The sequence below is a fragment of the Clostridium intestinale DSM 6191 genome, assembly GCF_900130055.1.
GTDB lineage: Bacteria > Bacillota > Clostridia > Clostridiales > Clostridiaceae > Clostridium_T > Clostridium_T intestinale.
Map to the genome: position 1 here is coordinate 182666 of NZ_FQXU01000008.1, position 18265 is coordinate 200930.

15 protein-coding genes and 1 other annotated feature are annotated in these 18265 nt (G+C 30.7%); of the genes, 11 read left to right on the forward strand and 4 right to left on the reverse strand.

The features are described 5' to 3' along the window. Positions 1-13 precede the first annotated feature (13 nt). A complete protein-coding gene (locus BUA92_RS13665) occupies positions 14-1075 on the reverse strand; it encodes a YkvI family membrane protein (RefSeq protein WP_073020321.1) in 1062 nt (353 codons plus the stop codon). Positions 1076-1222: 147 nt separating this feature from the next. Between BUA92_RS13665 and BUA92_RS13670 the strand changes: the two genes are divergently transcribed. The 3 genes from BUA92_RS13670 to nifJ all read left to right on the forward strand — a co-directional run bounded on the left by BUA92_RS13670 (position 1223) and on the right by nifJ (position 6949). Next, positions 1223-2293: a hypothetical protein gene (locus tag BUA92_RS13670; protein WP_073020323.1), complete on the forward strand. Its 1071-nt coding sequence runs from the start codon at positions 1223-1225 to the stop codon at positions 2291-2293. A gap of 43 nt (positions 2294-2336) precedes the next feature. Further along, positions 2337-3266 carry a tRNA modification radical SAM protein MnmL/YtqA gene (gene mnmL, locus BUA92_RS13675; RefSeq protein WP_073020325.1) on the forward strand — a complete coding sequence of 310 codons (930 nt, stop codon included), beginning with the start codon at positions 2337-2339 and terminating at the stop codon, positions 3264-3266. A 152-nt stretch (positions 3267-3418) separates the two neighbouring features. Beyond that, a complete protein-coding gene (gene nifJ, locus BUA92_RS13680) occupies positions 3419-6949 on the forward strand; it encodes a pyruvate:ferredoxin (flavodoxin) oxidoreductase (RefSeq protein WP_073020327.1) in 3531 nt (1176 codons plus the stop codon). Between the two features lie 279 nt (positions 6950-7228). On the opposite strand, the gene BUA92_RS13685 is transcribed toward nifJ, so the two are convergent. Next, positions 7229-7402 carry a CDIF630_02480 family spore surface protein gene (locus BUA92_RS13685; RefSeq protein ID WP_073020329.1) on the reverse strand — a complete coding sequence of 58 codons (174 nt, stop codon included), beginning with the start codon at positions 7400-7402 and terminating at the stop codon, positions 7229-7231. Between the two features lie 185 nt (positions 7403-7587). Here BUA92_RS13685 and BUA92_RS13690 point away from each other — a divergent pair, with 185 nt between their 5' ends. Together BUA92_RS13690 and BUA92_RS13695 are read left to right on the forward strand one after the other, a co-directional pair. Then, positions 7588-8013: a flavodoxin gene (locus BUA92_RS13690; protein WP_073020331.1), complete on the forward strand. Its 426-nt coding sequence runs from the start codon at positions 7588-7590 to the stop codon at positions 8011-8013. 35 nt (positions 8014-8048) lie between these two features. After that, positions 8049-8675 carry a DUF3793 family protein gene (locus BUA92_RS13695; protein ID WP_073020333.1) on the forward strand — a complete coding sequence of 209 codons (627 nt, stop codon included), beginning with the start codon at positions 8049-8051 and terminating at the stop codon, positions 8673-8675. Between the two features lie 40 nt (positions 8676-8715). On the opposite strand, the gene BUA92_RS13700 is transcribed toward BUA92_RS13695, so the two are convergent. Then, complete coding sequence (locus BUA92_RS13700; protein WP_073020335.1) at positions 8716-9891, reverse strand: class I SAM-dependent rRNA methyltransferase; 1176 nt, start codon at positions 9889-9891, stop codon at positions 8716-8718. Between the two features lie 150 nt (positions 9892-10041). Between BUA92_RS13700 and BUA92_RS13705 the strand changes: the two genes are divergently transcribed. The 3 genes from BUA92_RS13705 to BUA92_RS13715 all read left to right on the forward strand — a co-directional run bounded on the left by BUA92_RS13705 (position 10042) and on the right by BUA92_RS13715 (position 11520). Continuing rightward, positions 10042-10431 carry a hypothetical protein gene (locus BUA92_RS13705; protein WP_073020337.1) on the forward strand — a complete coding sequence of 130 codons (390 nt, stop codon included), beginning with the start codon at positions 10042-10044 and terminating at the stop codon, positions 10429-10431. A gap of 63 nt (positions 10432-10494) precedes the next feature. After that, positions 10495-10728, forward strand: a complete 234-nt coding sequence (locus BUA92_RS13710) for a hypothetical protein (protein WP_073020339.1) — start codon at positions 10495-10497, stop codon at positions 10726-10728. A 189-nt stretch (positions 10729-10917) separates the two neighbouring features. Beyond that, the gene (locus BUA92_RS13715) at positions 10918-11520 is read left to right on the forward strand and encodes a DUF1643 domain-containing protein (protein ID WP_073020340.1); all 603 of its coding nucleotides are present in this window, start codon (positions 10918-10920) and stop codon (positions 11518-11520) included. A gap of 90 nt (positions 11521-11610) precedes the next feature. Here the strand turns inward: BUA92_RS13715 and BUA92_RS13720 are convergent, their stop codons facing one another. Continuing rightward, on the reverse strand, positions 11611-11829 hold the full coding sequence (locus BUA92_RS13720; RefSeq protein WP_021804327.1) for a (2Fe-2S)-binding protein: 219 nt from the start codon (positions 11827-11829) through the stop codon (positions 11611-11613). Between the two features lie 227 nt (positions 11830-12056). Further along, positions 12057-12319, forward strand: a binding site (T-box leader). A 45-nt stretch (positions 12320-12364) separates the two neighbouring features. Between BUA92_RS13720 and ileS the strand changes: the two genes are divergently transcribed. From ileS to BUA92_RS13735, 3 genes are all read left to right on the forward strand, one after another. Continuing rightward, entirely contained in the window at positions 12365-15475 is a 3111-nt protein-coding gene (gene ileS / locus BUA92_RS13725; protein WP_073020341.1) for an isoleucine--tRNA ligase, read from the forward strand. Between the two features lie 74 nt (positions 15476-15549). Next, positions 15550-16980: a sodium-dependent transporter gene (locus tag BUA92_RS13730; protein WP_073020342.1), complete on the forward strand. Its 1431-nt coding sequence runs from the start codon at positions 15550-15552 to the stop codon at positions 16978-16980. A 265-nt stretch (positions 16981-17245) separates the two neighbouring features. Further along, complete coding sequence (locus BUA92_RS13735) at positions 17246-18244, forward strand: LacI family DNA-binding transcriptional regulator (RefSeq protein WP_073020343.1); 999 nt, start codon at positions 17246-17248, stop codon at positions 18242-18244. The last annotated feature ends 21 nt before the right edge of the window (positions 18245-18265 follow it).

Below are 18265 nucleotides of genomic sequence, written 5' to 3' on the forward strand. Positions count from 1 at the left end.
AAGATTATACATCCTAATGGGCTTTTAACCAATACTGCTTTACGTAGAAAAATACACATTGGAAAATAAATAGTAGACTAAGTACACCAAATACAGGATACAATACAGAAATTAAATTAGTGAAACCTATTTGAGAAATAGGTAAAGCAAATAAAATAACTATAAAGATTCCTTTCTTAAAAGAAATATTAAAACTCTCCTCTAAGCTTTTACTTATTGAATATACATCTGATACCTCTGTAGAAAACATTTCTAATAATATTATCATAAGAAGCATAACTTGAATAACTTTTCCAAAACGATTAGCTATATATAATAGTGGAATCTCGTATCTGTATATATAAGGCTGATTAAGCATTAGCATAATATTAATTAATATACATATAACAGTTAAACCGATAGCACCTAATGTAATTCCCCAGATTAAAGTGCTTTTCTTTTTAATTTCTTTGCTAAGAGGAGCTAGTACACCACTACAGCAAAGGATATTATAACCAGAGTATAAAATAGTAGATAAAATCCAATTGCTTTTCTGAACTGGGAATGATACTAAGGTCTTTATATTTATTGCATCTCTATAAAAAAATACGTAAAGAAGCATAATAGTAACTATGACCGTTATTAATGATGGGACTATAAAAGAATTTATTTCAATAAGTCCTTTAGTTCCTCTGAGTAATGTTAATATTGCGAATGCTGCCATAATTAAGGTTCCTACTAATTTTGGAATTCCAAAAAATTGATTAAGTAAAGCACCAGAACCAGCTAAGATTATTGAGGCACTTGATATTATATATAAAGTTGTAATTGACCCTAATATTTTGCCTAAAATATTAGGACTTACTTTATTTATAACATGAGAATAAGAATTTAAATTATAATCTACACTAATTTTAGATATTATAGAGCCCATAATTATATAAAATATTCCACATATAATTATTCCAATAAAACTTTTAATACCGTAAGAAGTAAAAAATTGTGTTATCTCTTTACCAGAAGCTAAGCCAGCACCTACTATAGTTCCTATAAATACGGCAGCGACTTGAAAGATTTTTTGGATTTCTTTACTCAAATATATCCCTCCTTGGTCTAAATATGTTAACTCACCTATGATAAATATATATATTAACTTATCCGTTTATTCCAGTATTAGCAGAATAAATACTTTAAATTATTTTGGAAAAGCTAATAATATAAATTAAAATTTGGAGGGATAAAGGTGAAGAGATTTCTGGCTTTTTTTATAATAGTTATAATGAGTACATTTTTTGGGGGCTGTTCGCAAAAGGAGAAAGATACTGAAGAAACTATACAAGATGCCTTTGATTACGAAAAGGGACAAAAGATAGCAGATCAATACATAGAAAATTTAGCTAAAGGACAGTTTCAACTTTTAGAAGATTTAAGTACGCCAGACCTAAGCAATAGTAATAAGTTAATAACAGAAAAAGGCGAAAAAATTATATCTTATAAAAAGATGGATACTAAAGAAACTGGAAAGAGCATGTACTACAGATATAGAGTTAATAGATGCAAGGAAGGATCTCCAAGAACTGATTTAGATGATATAATCATCCAAGTTGAGAGAAGTGAAAATGGGTATCTAGTATCAGACGTAACTGCTTCAACAGAAATAGAAGTATTTTCAACAGCTTCATCTCTACGTGTAAAATATAAAGATGAGGTTAGAAATTACTTGCTCTTAAGAATAAATAATTTACCAAAGGAAACTTACCCTAAGATAAATAAAGCTCCTATATATAAAGAAACAATACCAACAGAAGAATTTGGGAGTATAAATCTTGCTTATGAAGGCAAAAAGATAGCTATAACATCAAAAGATAAAACTAAGACATTTATAGGTATAGTTGAAATAGATTCAGAAGAAAAAAAGAAATCAACAGCTGATACAGGAAATTCAGAGATGACAGAGCAATTAGAACTTTTGGAAAGACCTATAGGTAAAAAGATAATACCTTTGGATTTAATATATGATAAAAATGTAGAGCAGCTTATCTTTTCTAAAGATGAAGATTCACTAGTAGTTCAGTATTCTGAAGCTAATAAGGGAAAAGGAATAAATATATATAAATCAAATAGTGGTGAGCTTCAAGATGTAAGGCTTGATGACATGTTCCCCAGAGAAAAATATAATGTTTTAATAAATAAATTAAATGAAAAAGATTTATACATAAAAATAACCCCATTAGAAGGAGTAAAAGGTATAAGAGAAGACGTCATAGGGGAATATTCCATAAATTTAAAGGATTTAAATATAACCAAACTATAATATAATACTTATATAAGATAATATTATAGAAAAAGGTGAGAACATGGACAATAAACTTTTGGGGAATAAAAGATATTTAAGCTTAAATCATTTTTTAAGAGAGAAGTTTGGAGAAAAGATATTTAAGATATCCTTAGATGCTGGATTTTCTTGCCCCAATAGAGACGGAAAGATAAGTAAAGGCGGATGTTTATTTTGCAGTGAAAGAGGTTCAGGTGACTTTGCTGGAGATAGGAACTTTTCAATAGAAAATCAGTTTGTTGACATAAAAAATATGATGGCTAACAAATGGAAAAGTGGAAAATATATAGCTTATTTTCAAGCGTATACTAATACATATGCACCAATAGATATCTTAAAGGAAAAATATAATGAAGCTCTTAAACAAAAGGATGTTGTAGGCTTAGCTATAGCAACAAGACCAGATTGTTTATCAGAAGAGGTTTTAGACTTATTAGAAGAGATAAATAAAAAGGTGTATGTTTGGATAGAGCTAGGTTTTCAAACGGTAAGTGATGAAACAGCGAGACTTATCAATAGAGGATATACATTAGATGTTTTTGAAAAAGCTTTAGAGGATTTAAGGAAAAGAAATATAGATGTTGTTGTACATACTATATTTGGATTACCTAAAGAAAATAAAGAAGATATGCTTAATACCATAAGATATTTAGCTGATAAAGATATTCAGGGAATAAAATTTCATCTTCTTCATTTGATGAAAGATACACCAATGGTAAAACTATATGAAAAAGGAATGATAGAGTTTCTATCTAAGGAAGACTATATAGATTTAATATGTCAATCAATTTGCATGTTACCACAAAATGTAGTTGTACATAGGCTAACAGGAGATTCTCCAAGAGAGCTATTAATTGGACCAATGTGGAGCTTAAAAAAGTGGGAAATATTAAATGAAATAGATAAGACAATGGAAGATAATGATTATTATCAAGGAAAATTTAAAAAATAGTTAGAAGGAAAAACAGAGTAGATATTTTTATCAACCCTGTTTTTTTTATTTACTAAAGTTTTGTGTATGGGAACAGTAGGCAATTGGAATAATATTTTAAGATTAGTAAAAAAATAGTTTAGCAAAAGTTTTTTAGAGGAGGGTTAAACCTAATGAAAAAAATAATGAAAACTATGGATGGGAATGAAGCAGCAGCTTATGCATCCTATGCATTTACAGATGTAGCAGCAATATATCCAATAACTCCATCAACACCTATGGCTGAGGGGGTAGATGAATGGGCTGCTCATGGTAAAAAGAATATGTTTGGTCAAACCGTAAAGGTTGCTGAGATGCAGTCAGAAGCAGGTGCAGCTGGTTCAGTACATGGATCACTTCAGGCTGGAGCATTAACAACTACTTATACAGCATCTCAAGGATTATTATTAATGATTCCTAATATGTATAAAATGGCTGGAGAGTTATTGCCAGCAGTGTTTCATGTAAGTGCTCGTGCTATTGCAACTCATGCTCTTTCTATATTTGGAGACCATCAAGATGTTATGGCATGCAGACAAACAGGCTTTGCTTTATTAGCGTCCTCAAATGTTCAAGAAGCGATGGATCTTGGATGTGTAGCACATCTTTCAGCAATAAAAGGAAGAGTTCCTTTTGCACACTTCTTTGATGGATTTAGAACTTCTCATGAATACCAAAAGATTGAAGTTATTGACTATGAAGATTTATATAAAATAGTGGATCATGATGCCATTCAAGCATTTAGAGATAGAGCTTTAAGTCCAGAACATCCAGTAGCAAGAGGAACAGCTCAAAATCCGGATGTATATTTTCAAGGCAGAGAAGTTTCAAATCCCTTCTATAATGCAATACCTGATATTGTAGAAGAATATATGGTAAAGATAGAAAATATAACAGGAAGAAGATATCATCCTTTTGATTATTATGGAGATCCAAGTGCAGAGAACATAATAGTAGCTATGGGTTCTGTATGTGATACCATAGAGGAATCTATAGATTATTTAAGAGGAAAAGGAGAAAAGGTTGGAGTAATTAAAGTTCATTTATATAGACCATTTTCAACTAAATACTTTTTTGATGTGTTACCTAAAACAGTTAAGAAAATAGCTGTTTTAGATAGAACTAAAGAACCAGGATCAATAGGAGAACCACTTTATCTAGATATAACAAAACTTTTTTATAATGAAAGCGAAAAACCAGTTATTATTGGAGGAAGATATGGTTTAGCATCTAAAGATACAAGACCATCACAGATTCTAGCTGTGTTTGATAATCTAAAACAAGAAAATCCTAAGGATAACTTCACTATAGGTATAGTAGATGATGTTACTAATACTTCTTTAAAAGAAGGACCAAGTGTAGAAACCACAGCAGAAGGAACTATAAGCTGCAAGTTCTGGGGCTTAGGTTCAGATGGAACTGTTGGAGCAAACAAATCAGCAGTTAAAATAATTGGAGATAATACAGAACTATATGCACAAGCTTATTTTGCTTATGATAGTAAGAAATCTGGAGGAAGTACCATATCTCATTTAAGATTTGGAAAGGAAAGAATAAGATCCCCTTATCTAGTTTATGAAGCAGATTATATAGCTTGTCATAATAGGTCTTATGTGTATAACTTTGATGTAATAAAGGGATTAAAGAAAAACGGTACATTTGTACTTAATTGTCCTTGGAGTGAAGCTGAATTAGATAAAAAACTGCCAGCATCACTTCGTAGATACATAGCAGAAAATAATATTAATTTTTATACAATAGATGCAGTAGGAATAGCTAGAAATATAGGACTTGGCGGTAGAATTAATATGATAATGCAAAGTGCCTTCTTTAAGCTTGCAAAAGTTATCCCAGTAGAAGATGCCGTTAATTATCTTAAAACCTCAGTAGAAAAAACTTATGGCAAAAAGGGCCAAAAAATAGTTGATATGAACAAAGCAGCTATAGACCAAGGAACAGAAGCCTTAGTAAAAGTTAATATACCTGAAACTTGGAAAAATGCAAAAGATGAAGCTGTAAAAGAAAAAGATGAACCTGAATTTGTAAAGAAAATTCAAAGAGTAATGGCTAAAAATGAAGGCGATGATCTACCTGTTAGCGCATTTGTAGGATTTGAGGATGGAACATATCCACTTGGAACCACTGCATATGAGAAGAGAGGAATAGCTGTAATGGTTCCAGAGTGGCAGATGGAAAAGTGTATTCAATGTGGTCAATGTGCGTATGTGTGTCCTCATGCAACTATTAGGCAATTTTTATTAGATGAAGAAGAGGCTAATAATAAACCTGAAACTCTAGTAACAAAACAAGCAACAGGAAAAGGGTTAGAGAAGTATCAATATCGTATTGCAATAAGTCCATTAGACTGTACTGGTTGTGGTAACTGCGCAGACGTATGTCCAGCTCCAGGAAAAGCTTTAATTATGAAATCAGCAGAAGAACAAATAGAAATTCACAAAGATCACTGGGAATTTGTTATGACCCTTAAACCTAAAGAAGATTTAATGGATAGAAATACATTAAAAGGAAGTCAATTAATAAGACCGTTATTAGAATTTAATGGAGCATGTCCTGGATGTGGAGAAACTCCATACATAAGACTATTAACTCAATTATTTGGTGAAAGAATGATGATTGCAAATGCAACTGGATGTTCTTCTATTTGGGGAGCTAGTGCTCCATCAATTGCTTATACAACTAATGCTGAAGGAAAAGGTCCAGCTTGGGCAAATTCTCTCTTTGAGGATAATGCAGAGTTTGGATATGGTATGTATTTAGGAACAAAGCAAATAAGAGATAAGCTAGCAAGTCTTATAGAAGAAGCTGCTAACTCTGACATAGATGAAGAATTAAAAGAAGCCTTTAACTCATGGTTAACAGGGATGGACAGTGGAGAAGAGTCAAAGCTTGCTAGCAAAAAGATTCTTAGCCTGTTGAAAAATGGAAAATATTCTAGTGATGAAAAGCTTCAAGAGATTTTAAAGAGAAAAGACTATTTAGTAAAACAATCTCAATGGATTATTGGAGGAGATGGATGGGCTTACGACATTGGGTTTGGGGGCTTAGACCATGTATTAGCTTCAGGAGAAGATGTAAATATATTCGTAATGGACACAGAAATATATTCTAACACTGGTGGTCAATCTTCTAAATCAACTCAAACAGCTGCTATAGCTAAATTTGCGGCCAGTGGTAAAAAAGTAAGAAAGAAAGACCTTGGAATGATGGCTATGAGTTATGGCTATGTGTATGTTGCACAGATTGCTATGGGTGCTAACATGAATCAAACAATAAAAGCTATAAAAGAAGCTGAAAGCTATAAAGGGCCATCAATAATTATAGCTTATGCTCCTTGCATAAGCCATGGTATTAAGATCGGTATGGGAAGTAGCATAAAAGAAGAAAAGAAAGCAGTAGACTCAGGATATTGGCATCTATATAGATACAATCCACAACTTAAGGATGAAGGAAAGAATCCATTTATGCTTGACTCAAAAGAGCCTAAGGAAAGTTATAAGGACTTCTTAAATGGAGAAATTCGTTTCTCATCACTAATGACTGTATTCCCAGAAATTGCAGATAAGATGTTTGACGCAGCTGAAAAAGATGCAAAAGAGAGATATGGAAACTACAAGAGATTATCAGAAATGAATTTTAGTGAATAGTTTTAGCTAAGTAGATATGTATCTAAGTAAGTAATTAGATACGTAATTGCATACTTAATTATCTATGTATCTAATTACTTAAGTATCTGATTATCTAATTACCTAAGTATCTAATTAGATAATTACCTGATTACTTAATTACCTAATTATCTAATTACCTAAGTATCTAATTAGATAATTACCTGATTACTTAATTACCTAATTATCTAATTATCTATACACCAATAGAGTATTAGTAGCATAAAAAGAGGCATCTCATTTTTTGAGACGCCTCTTTTTTTACTTCTCGTTAGCATCTACCCAATCCTTTGCATTACGTACTTCAGACACATTAGGTATAGATACCTTTGATATAGGTTTTAAACCTTCTATGTTTGCCCAAGCGGCAGTTTCATGGTTTTCTATAGGTAAAGACATATCCTTTTCTTTTTCATTAATATTTTTTTTAGTCATATAATCACAATCCTTTCTAGAAATATATTAGCTTTATTAGTATTTGCAAGATTAATGATATATTTCATATATTCTTAATGGTTAATGAGGAAAAATAAAACAATATTGCTATTGATTAACCAAGAAAAAGTTGTTAAAATAAAAACATAAACATTAATGAAAATCATTATCATTAGGAGGGAATTATGAAAAAGGTAGCAGTAATTTATTGGAGTGGTTCAGGTAATACTGAAGAAATGGCTAATTTAATAGCAAAAGGAGCTACAGAAGAAGGTGCAGAAGTTAAAGTTCTTTTAGTTTCAGATGCAACTCTTGAAGATGTTAAAGATGCTGATGTAGTTGCTTTAGGTTCACCAGCTATGGGGGATGAAGTAATTGAAGAAGGCGAAATGGAACCATTTGTTGAATCTATAAGTGGTGTTATAACAGGAAAACCTGTAGGTTTATTTGGATCATACGGCTGGGGTTCAGGAGATTGGATGGTTAGCTGGGTTGCTAGAATGAATGATTATGGTGCAAATGTTATAGAAGAAGGATTAATAGTAAATGAATTCCCACAAGGGGAAGAAGCTGATAAATGTGTTGAATATGGAAAGAAAATAGTGAAATAATAATCATAAAGTATTTTTTAGAGAGAGGTAGAAGAATGGAAAAAGAGAATAAACTTTTTTTTGAAATACTTAGTAAAATGGGTGAGGAAGATTATCTAAAAAACTTTTTTACTTATCTGTTATCTCCAGTCATAGCTGGTATTAAACCATCTTCTACTATTACGTTAACAAGAGGAGCAAAAGGTTTATACAATCTATGGCAGTCCATGGGGAAAAACTTTTTAGATGAAATAGGATTAAAGTCTATAAATTTAAGAGAAGATGAAAAGTCATTAGTTGCTCTTGTTTATAATGAAAATGCTCTAGGAGATACATTGTCTCAAGAATGTAATTTAACTTTTCTTGAAGACATAGGGTATTGTAGAGAGGATAAGATAGATGATTTATTAAGTGGCTTAATATCTAGATATGAAGAGGTTCATTGTCCTCACGAGTTAGGCATATTTTTAGGAATTCCACTTGAAGATGTAAAAGCATTTATGGAGTGTACTAGAGAAAATTGCTTAATGTGTGGATATTGGAAGGTGTATGGAGATAAAGAAAAAGCTACTAGGATATTTAATCATTATGATAAAAGCAAAGATATAGCAATGAAAGGTATCATGAAAGGGATAACCCTTAATAATATAATTTATGATATAAGAGAGAATTGGTATATATAGAAAAGAGAGTTCCTGTGGGTAAGGAACTCTCTTTTTAGAATTAAATAACTTGGAATATGTAGAATTTTAAATAATATGATTCATCTGATCCCCAAAGTATAGGATGGTCAGAAGATTGAGTTCTAAATTCCACTTGACGAAGTTGTCTTTTAGCATCTTTTGCAGCATCCATAATTGTCTCAGAAAGTAGCTCTTCACTCATATAATGTGAGCAAGAACAAGTGATTAAATAACCACCTTTTTTAACCATCTTAAGACCTCTAAGGTTTATTTCCTTGTAACCTCTTTTAGCACCTTTTATAGTATCTCTGCTTTTTGTAAAGGCTGGAGGATCTAAAATAACAACATCATATTGTTTACCTTCTTTAGACCAGTCAGCTAAAACATCAAAAGCATTATGACATTCAAACTTAACTGTATCAGATAAATTATTAAGCTTTGCATTTCTTGTTGCAAAATCAACAGCATGCTGAGATATATCTATTCCTAATACAGATTTAGCTCCAGCTATTCCAGCATTTAAAGCAAAAGATCCAGTGTGAGTAAAGCAGTCTAGTACGTCTGCATCCTTACATATTCTGTGGATAGCCTTTCTGTTTTCTTTTTGATCTAAAAAGAAGCCAGTTTTTTGACCATTTTCAATATCTACATAATACTTAACTCCATTTTCAACTATTTGAACCATAGTATCAAAAGGTTCTGTTAAGAATCCTTTTTTTTGTTCTAATCCTTCAATTTCTCTAGTTGAAATATCACTTCTTTCATAAATACCTTTAGCATTAAAATCTTCTTTTAAAATTTTAACAACAGTATCTCTGTATTTATCCATACCTAAAGTAGATATTTGAATTACATAATAATCTTCAAACTTATCTACAGTAAGACCAGGAAGAAAATCTGCTTCTCCAAAAATAAATCTGCAAGAAGAAGTGTCGATTATTTTTTCTCTATACTGCCAAGCCATAGAAAATCTTTCTCTAAAGAAAGCTTCGTCTATTTCTTCCTCAATATTTTTTGTCATTATTCTTATAGTAATCTTTGATTTATCATTAACATAACCCTTGCCTAAAAATATACCCTTAAAGTCATAAACTTCAACTATGTCACCATTAACATAGTCTCCATCGTATTCATTTATTTCATTGATATATATCCAAGGACGTCCGTGTAGAGACTTTTTGGTTAAACCTTTATGTAAATAGAATTTACAATCCATAATTTCACTCCTTAAATTAGACTAATATAAATTATAGCATAAAAGATTTGATTTACTAGAGGGCATTATTTCTATTGAAAAATATCTGATAAGTTATTACTATTATAATGTGAAGTAAATCTTGATTCAGATAAACTGGAGGGTAATTATATGAAAGAAAGAAAAAGAGGTATACTTATAACTATATTTTTAGTGCTTCAAGGAATTGGTGCCTTTTATGGAATGTTTGTTTATTATACTAATAAATGGGCTTATAATATGGCAAAGTCTAATTCACTACTTGCAGATACCTATCAGGTATTATCAAATACGGAAGTTGTAATAAATACGATAGTTTCATTAATAACTTTAATAGCTATTGTTGGAGTATTTAGGTGGTATAGTGGTTCTATTTATTTATATGTTGTAATTAATGCCATATCTTCAATTACAGGAATAATGTTTCAACCTAGTGCATCCATAATTGTATCGTACATAGTTAAAATGATTATAGTAGTGGCTATTGCAAAAAGCCTATTAGATAAAATAAAAACCCAATAGTTTGCATAATAAAAATGCTCTTCATTTCTAATACTATTATAGTAAGAAAGGAGGAGTGTTTTTATGTCTTGGGATAAAATAAGAGAAATGAACCTGTTTGATAAACTAAAGGATGAGGTAAAAAATATTCCTAGTGTGGACTCAAGCAAAATTGAAGAGTATATAACCGATCCTGAAAAATTGCAAGCTTTTAAAGATTATATTCATCAAGGATATGATTCTAGATCATTAGGAGAAGAAATGGGTCTAACTACTAATCAAGTTGAGATAATAAAGGAACTTTTAGGAAAATTATAATAAAAAAGATGTTGCTATAAATTTAATTAGCAACATCTTTTTTTTGTTTTTAAAAGCACAAAAAAAGTAATATTAAATAAAATATTAGCAGAAGAACTTGTTTGTAAAATAAAAAATTGGAATATAAAAAAGTTCTTCTCAATATTAATTTTATATGAACACTAAATATAGTGAAAAGGGAGACTAATAATGGGAGTTATAAGATACCCTAAATATACTCAAAGAGACTTATCTAGAAGTTTATTTGATATTAAAGGCGATAGATGTTTTAAACTAAGTATTAACTTATCAAGAGTTAAAAAAAATAAGGTTCTAATTATAGGGAGAAATCCCAAAAGACTAGAGGATGATAGTTGTAATAATGTAACTAAAAGAATAGTAAAATTTTTGAGAGCCAAAGAAGAGTATGGTAATTATATAAGTACTGTAGAGATGGTTAACCTTTTTGTGGTTTATGATTTCGAAGAAGTTCAATACAATAAGGGCTATAGAAATTTTATATGTGGAAATGAAGATAAATTTGAAATAGATGGGAAGCGTATAAAAAATGATGTGGTTATAAAACAGGCAATAGAAGAATCAAGCGAAATTATATTAGCATGGGGTGAACCTATAAAGGGAATAGAAAGTCTTTATAATGAAAGAATAGAAAAGGTATTAAAAATATTAAGAGACTGTTTAATAGAGTCTAATGAAGAAAAAAATATATATACAATAGGAGATCTTAGTGTAAAAGGATATCCTAAACATCCTTTAGCTTGGAGTTTTAGAGATGCTGTTAAAGTATACTAAAACATAAGATAAAACAGATACCCCTGTGATTTCACAGGGGTATCATAATAGGGAGATATAAAATGTTTACTAATACGAATAAGGGGAATACTATTCAAGAGATAACTGGCTATTAATTAACTCTTGAATCTTAGGAGTACATCTTCTTCCACAACAACCACCGGAACCAGCGCCTGTTGCTTTTTGTACTTCCTGAACGGTGTGTGCACCGTTTTTTATAGCATATTTAATTTTTGATCTAGGAATAGCCTTACATAAACAAACCTTAGTCAGTTTATCAAGTATCTCCTGATTTAAGTTGTTGTCCATAAGACTATAACCTCCAATCATTATTGGTTAAGGGGATAAATAGGTATTTGGAAAGTGGTTATTTCCTTGTACCTATATTAAAACATATTGCTATATGAAAGTCAATACTAATTAATAAAAATTATTAATTAAATAAATTAAACTTAAGTTTAAAACTTCACATGAAAAGTTTTACTTTATGATAAAGTATCACATTGACTTTTTAAAATCGCTATTATATAATTCATTTAAAGACTATGAACAGGGCAAGTACTTAGTTTTCTTTGTTTTTAGAGAGTAACTGGTTGGTGGAAAGTTACAATAAGAATTAAGGAAAATCACCTGGGAGTTGGAGGCTGAAATTAATAATATAGTAAGCTTTTCCCGTGTTCTTGCGTTAAAGGATAAAGTATGTTAGTACTTGATTTAATACTACTTCGCATAAAGTCGTTGAAATTTAGAAGTAGTTCGAACCTAAAGGTGGGATTGCGAATATAACTTCGTCCGTTAGGATGAGGTTTTTTTTATTGCTTTTTATAAAGAAAGGAGAATACAAATGTATAAAAAGATAGACACATCTAATGGCTTTTTGGATATGGAAAAACAAATAGCAAGTTTTTGGAAAGATAAAGATGTAATTAAGAAAAATTTCGATATGAACGAAGATGGAGAGTTTTTTACCTTCTATGATGGTCCTCCAACTGCAAATGGAAAACCTCACGTAGGTCACGTTTTAACAAGGGTTATGAAAGATATAATCCCTAGATTTAAGGTAATGAAAGGTTTTAAGGTAGTTAGAAAAGCTGGGTGGGATACTCACGGACTTCCAGTAGAACTTGAAATAGAAAAGAAGCTAGGTATATCAGGAAAAGAACAAATAGAAGAGTACGGTGTTGAAAAATTTGTTCAGGATTGTAAAGAAAGCGTATTTACTTACGTTAGTATGTGGGAGGAAATGACTAATAAAATAGGTTACTGGGTAGATATGGAGAACCCATATGTAACTTATCACAACACTTATATAGAGTCAGTATGGTGGGCTTTAAAACAAATGTGGAATAAGGATCTTTTATATAAAGGTCATAAAATAATGCCATATTGCCCAAGATGCGGAACTGGGTTATCTTCTCATGAAGTTTCTCAAGGGTATAAAGATGTTAAAGACTTAACTGCTATAGCTAAGTTTAAAGTTAAGGGAGAAGAAAATAAGCATATATTAGCATGGACAACAACTCCTTGGACGTTACCTTCAAATGTTGCGTTATGTATAAATAAGGCATATACCTATGTTGAAGTTAAAAAAGAAGAGGAAGTTTATATACTTGCTAAAGATTTAGTTTCTAAAGTATTAGGTGAAGAAGTTGAAGTTATAAAAGAATTTAAAGGCGAAGAGTTATTAGGCTTAGAGTATGAGCAACTACTACCTTTTGCTAAAGTTGAAGGTAAAGGCTTCTATATAGTTCATGGAGACTATGTTACTTTATCAGATGGTACTGGTATAGTTCATATAGCGCCTGCTTATGGTGAAGAGGATAGTTTAATAGGAAGAAAGTATAACCTTCCTTTCGTTAATTTAGTTAATGGAAAAGGAGAATTTGAACCAGAAGTTACTCCTTGGGCTGGAAAGTTTGTTAAAAAATGCGATGATGATATAGTTAAATATCTAGATGAGCATAATAAGCTTTTAAAAGCAGAAAAACATCTTCACTCATATCCTCACTGCTGGAGATGTGATACACCATTATTATATTATCCAACAGATAGCTGGTTTGTAAGAACTACATCTTTAAGAGATAAACTTCTTGAAAATAACAACAAAATAAATTGGTATCCAGATAACATTAGAACAGGAAGATTTGGTAAGTTCTTAGAAAATGTTATAGACTGGGGAATATCAAGAAACAGATATTGGGGTACTCCACTTCCTGTTTGGGAATGTGAATGTGGACACCAAGAATGTATAGGAAGTATTGAAGAATTAAAACAAAAAGGAATTAACGTTCCAGAAGATATAGAATTACACAAACCTTATATAGATAATGTTCATTTAAATTGTGAAAAGTGCGGAAAGGAAATGAAGAGATATTCAGAAGTTATAGACTGCTGGTTTGATTCAGGATCTATGCCATTTGCACAATTACATTATCCATTTGAAAATAAGGAAGCTTTTGAGAAAAACTTCCCAGCACAATTTATATCAGAAGCAGTAGACCAAACTAGAGGATGGTTCTATACTCTACTAGCAATATCTACAGCTATATTTGATACAAATTCTTTTGAAAATTGTATAGTTTTAGGTCATGTATTAGATAAAAAAGGTTTAAAGATGTCTAAGTCTAAGGGTAATGTTGTTGCACCTAATGATGTTTTAGACACAGTAGGAGCAGATGCTACTAGATGGCATTTCTATACTGCAAGTGCACCATGGTTACCTACAAGATTCTCAAAGGATGATGTTGCAGACACTCAAAGAAAGTTCCTAAGCACTTTATGGAATGTATACTCATTCTACGTTCTATATGCTGATTTAGATAAATTTGATGCAACTAAATACTCAGATTTTAAATCATCTAATGTAATGGATAAATGGATATTATCTAAGCTAAACACACTTATAAAAGTGGTTGAAGATAATTTAGAAGGTTACAAGATAACTCAAGCTGCATTATCTATTGAAGAGTTTGTAGATGAATTATCTAACTGGTATGTAAGAAGAAATAGAGCTAGATACTGGACTACAGAATTAAATGAAGATAAGATCGGAGCATATACAACTTTATATAAAGTTTTAGTTACTTTATCAAAAATAGGTGCACCATTTGTACCATTTATGACAGAAGCTATATACCAAAGTTTAGTTGTGTCTTTAGATGAAAATGCACCTGAAAGTGTACACTTAACTATGTGGCCAGAATATGATGCTTCAGCTGTTAATGAAGATTTAGAAAAAGAAATGGATTTAGCTTATTCTATAGTTAAAATGGGAAGAAGTGCTAGAAATACTGCTAACATCAAGAATAGACAGCCACTTTCAGAAATGTTAGTATCAACAGATTCTCTTCCAGATTATTATGGAGACATCATAAAAGATGAGCTTAATATTAAAGTTGTTGAATTTGGAGCTGATCTTTCAAAATATGTTAATTTTGAAATAAAACCTAACCTTCCTGTTTTAGGTAAGGCTTATGGAAAGATGATTCCTGGCATAAGAAAAGAAATAGCTGCTAGAAATCAAATGGATTTAGCTCAAAAGATACAAAACGGAGAAGTAGAAGTTATTAATGTAGATGGAACTGAAATAGAGTTAAATAAGGAAAGCCTATTAGTAACTATGCAGGGATTAGAAGGTTATGCTTTCTCTGGAGAAGGTTCTATAGGAGTAGTTTTAGATACAACAATAACTGAAGAACTAAAAGAAGAAGGACATTTAAGAGAAATAATATCTAAGATCCAAAACATGAGAAAAGAAAGTGGATTTGAGGTCGCAGATAGAATAAACTTATACGTTTCTGGAAATGAGTTATTAGAAAAAGTAGTTGAGAAATTCCAAGCAAATATTAAGACAGATACTTTGACTGATAATATTTTCTATAACGAAGATAAAAACTATGTAGAAGCTAATATCAATGGTGAAAAGCTTAGTATGTTAGTAGAAAAATTAAGTTAAATATTAATAAGCAATATGCCTTAAGGGTATATTGCTTATTGAATGTATATTATATTTTACGCTGAGGTGAAATTATGGAAAACAAAGGTAAAAAAGAAGGATTCTCCTCGTCTTTAGGAGTTTTCTTTGCAACACTAAGTGGGGCTATTGGATTAGGAAATATATGGAAATTTCCTTATGTAACTGGGGCTAATGGGGGAGCGGCATTTATACTTATATATTTTATATTTGTATTATTATTAGGAATTCCTTTGATGTTAAGTGAATTTTATATTGGAAGAAGTACTAAAAGAAATCCTTTTGGATCAATTGGGGCCATAGAAGAAAGTAATTATCATAATTTTAAGTTTAACTTTCTAAATAAGATAAGAAAAAGTGGAATCTTTAAACTTATAGGATGGCTGGGAGTTACAACAGCAGCATTTATAATGTTTTATTATTCAGCAGTTGCCGGATGGGTTTATGAATATTTATTTAAGGCAATAAAGGGTGACTTCTCACCACTTAAAAATCTTACAGGAGAAGAAGCTGTAAAGTTTACTTCAGACACATTTAACAATAGTGTTAATGGTACGTATACTCCTATGATATGGCAATTAGTTGTTTTGATTGTTGTATCTATAGTATTAGTAGCGGGAGTTAAAAATGGGATAGAGAAGGTCACAAAAGTATTAATGCCATTATTCTTACTTCTTATACTTCTTTGTGATATAAGATCATTAACTTTATCTAAAGCTGGAGAAGGATTAAGTTTTCTATTTACTCCAGACTTTTCTAAAGTAACAGCTGGAACATTACTTACAGCTTTAGGGTTAGCATTTTTTAAGCTAGCTTTAGCTATGGGAATATTAATTGTTTACTCAAACTATTATAAAAAAGATACAAACCTAATGGGCAACTCAGTTAAAGTAGCTATATCTGATACGGTAATATCATTAATGGCAGGAGTAGCTATATTTCCAGTAGTTTTTGAATTTGGGATAAGTCCAAGTTCAGGTCCAAGTTTACTATTTAAAAGTATACCACTAGCATTTGCACAATTACCTTTTGGGAATGGACTCTTGGCTATTTTCTTCTTATTAACAGCAATAGCAGCAACTACAGCTATGATTTCTCTAGTGGAAGCACCTGTAAGAATGTTCATGGAAGAATTTAATATGAGTCGAATTAAATCTGTAGGAATAACTTCAACAATAATATTTATAATAGGTGCTATTACAGTACATCCTAAGAGTATATTTGGAGCTGTACTTATTGGAAACAAAAATTTCTTTGATTTATTTGGTTTCCTAACAGATAATGTTATGATGCCTTTTGCTGCATTATTAACAGCAATATTTATAGGATACTTTATTAAAAAAGACAGCTTTAAACAAGAACTTACAAATTACGGACAGTTAAATAAAAATGTTAAGTATCTACCATACCTTAGGGTGTGTTTAAGATATATAATTCCTATATTAATTACAGTTATTTTCTTAAATAGTATAGGTGTATTTAATTAATTTGTTAAATTATATAAAAAATAGTAGAAATCAGCCCTAAATTTGTCATTTAGGGTTGATTTTAATTTTATAATTGATAAAATGGTAATTAGCTTATGAAAATAATTGAAAACTTTATTAAACTTTCGTATAATTAAGGGAGGAAAACGTTTAGTACGGATTAATTTAATAAAAGTGTTTAAAATATAATAAGAGCTGAACTTAGTAAAGTACCAAGTGGAAATAAATATAAAAAAATATTGTGATAAGCGGGAGTGATTTAGTTATGGCGACTTCTATTAAAGACGTTGCAAGAGAAGCGGGAGTTTCAATAGCAACAGTTTCAAGAGTTTTGAATGACATCGATGTTGTAAATGAGGAAACAAAAAAGAAAGTTGTAGATGCGATTAAGAAATTAGGCTACAGACCCAATATAGTTGCAAGAAGTTTAAAAACTCAAAGAACAAAGACAATAGGTATACTTATACCAGATATATCTAATCAATTCTATCCAGAAGTGGTTAGAGGAGCTGAAGATGTAGCTAATATTTATGATTATAATGTTATGCTATGTAATTCTGACTTTGATGTAGAAAAAGAAAAAGAATATTTAAGAGTTCTAAAAGAAAAAATGGTAGATGGAGTTTTATATATGAGTTATTCTCTACAAGATGAAATTTTAGGATTAATAAATGAATTAGACGTAAAAACAGTGTTAATTGAAACTAAAGATAAGGAAAGTAAGTTACCAAGTGTTACTATAGATAACGAAAAGGCAACTTATGAAGCTACTAGATATCTATTAGATAAAGGGCTAAAAAAGATAGCTTATATAGGAATAGAAAAAGAAGAATTAAATGCTTGGGCAGAGAGATTTAATGGTTATGAAAAAGCTATGAAAGAATCAGGATTTGAAATAGATCCTAAGAGAACATTCTTTGGTCCATTAAAAGTTAAAACTGGTAGTGAAGGCGTAGAGGCTATAGTTTCTTCAGGTGAATCTATAGATGGAATAATATGTGGTTCAGATGAAGTTGCTATGGGGGCTATAAATGCCTTAAGAGATAAGGGAATAAACGTTCCAGAAGACGTTAAAGTTATGGGCTTTAATAATATCTACTCATCAGCTGTTTTCTATCCTAAGATAACAACAATAGCTCAACCTATGTATGATATGGGATCAGTAGCTATGAGAATGCTTATTAAGCTTATAAATCAAAAAGAGTTAGAACAAGGACATTATGTTTTAGAACATGAGTTAATTGAAAGAGATAGCTGTAAATAGCATTTAGGAGTTCCAAAAGTT

Coding starts and splice junctions, on each gene's coding strand:
- mnmL (WP_073020325.1), top strand. CDS start 2,337: ATGGACAATAAACTTTTGGGGAATAAAAGATATTTAAGCTTAAATCAT.
- nifJ (WP_073020327.1), top strand. CDS start 3,419: ATGAAAAAAATAATGAAAACTATGGATGGGAATGAAGCAGCAGCTTAT.
- BUA92_RS13685 (WP_073020329.1), bottom strand. CDS start 7,402: ATGACTAAAAAAAATATTAATGAAAAAGAAAAGGATATGTCTTTACCT.
- BUA92_RS13690 (WP_073020331.1), top strand. CDS start 7,588: ATGAAAAAGGTAGCAGTAATTTATTGGAGTGGTTCAGGTAATACTGAA.
- BUA92_RS13695 (WP_073020333.1), top strand. CDS start 8,049: ATGGAAAAAGAGAATAAACTTTTTTTTGAAATACTTAGTAAAATGGGT.
- BUA92_RS13700 (WP_073020335.1), bottom strand. CDS start 9,891: ATGGATTGTAAATTCTATTTACATAAAGGTTTAACCAAAAAGTCTCTA.
- BUA92_RS13705 (WP_073020337.1), top strand. CDS start 10,042: ATGAAAGAAAGAAAAAGAGGTATACTTATAACTATATTTTTAGTGCTT.
- BUA92_RS13710 (WP_073020339.1), top strand. CDS start 10,495: ATGTCTTGGGATAAAATAAGAGAAATGAACCTGTTTGATAAACTAAAG.
- BUA92_RS13715 (WP_073020340.1), top strand. CDS start 10,918: ATGGGAGTTATAAGATACCCTAAATATACTCAAAGAGACTTATCTAGA.
- BUA92_RS13720 (WP_021804327.1), bottom strand. CDS start 11,829: ATGGACAACAACTTAAATCAGGAGATACTTGATAAACTGACTAAGGTT.
- ileS (WP_073020341.1), top strand. CDS start 12,365: ATGTATAAAAAGATAGACACATCTAATGGCTTTTTGGATATGGAAAAA.
- BUA92_RS13730 (WP_073020342.1), top strand. CDS start 15,550: ATGGAAAACAAAGGTAAAAAAGAAGGATTCTCCTCGTCTTTAGGAGTT.
- BUA92_RS13735 (WP_073020343.1), top strand. CDS start 17,246: ATGGCGACTTCTATTAAAGACGTTGCAAGAGAAGCGGGAGTTTCAATA.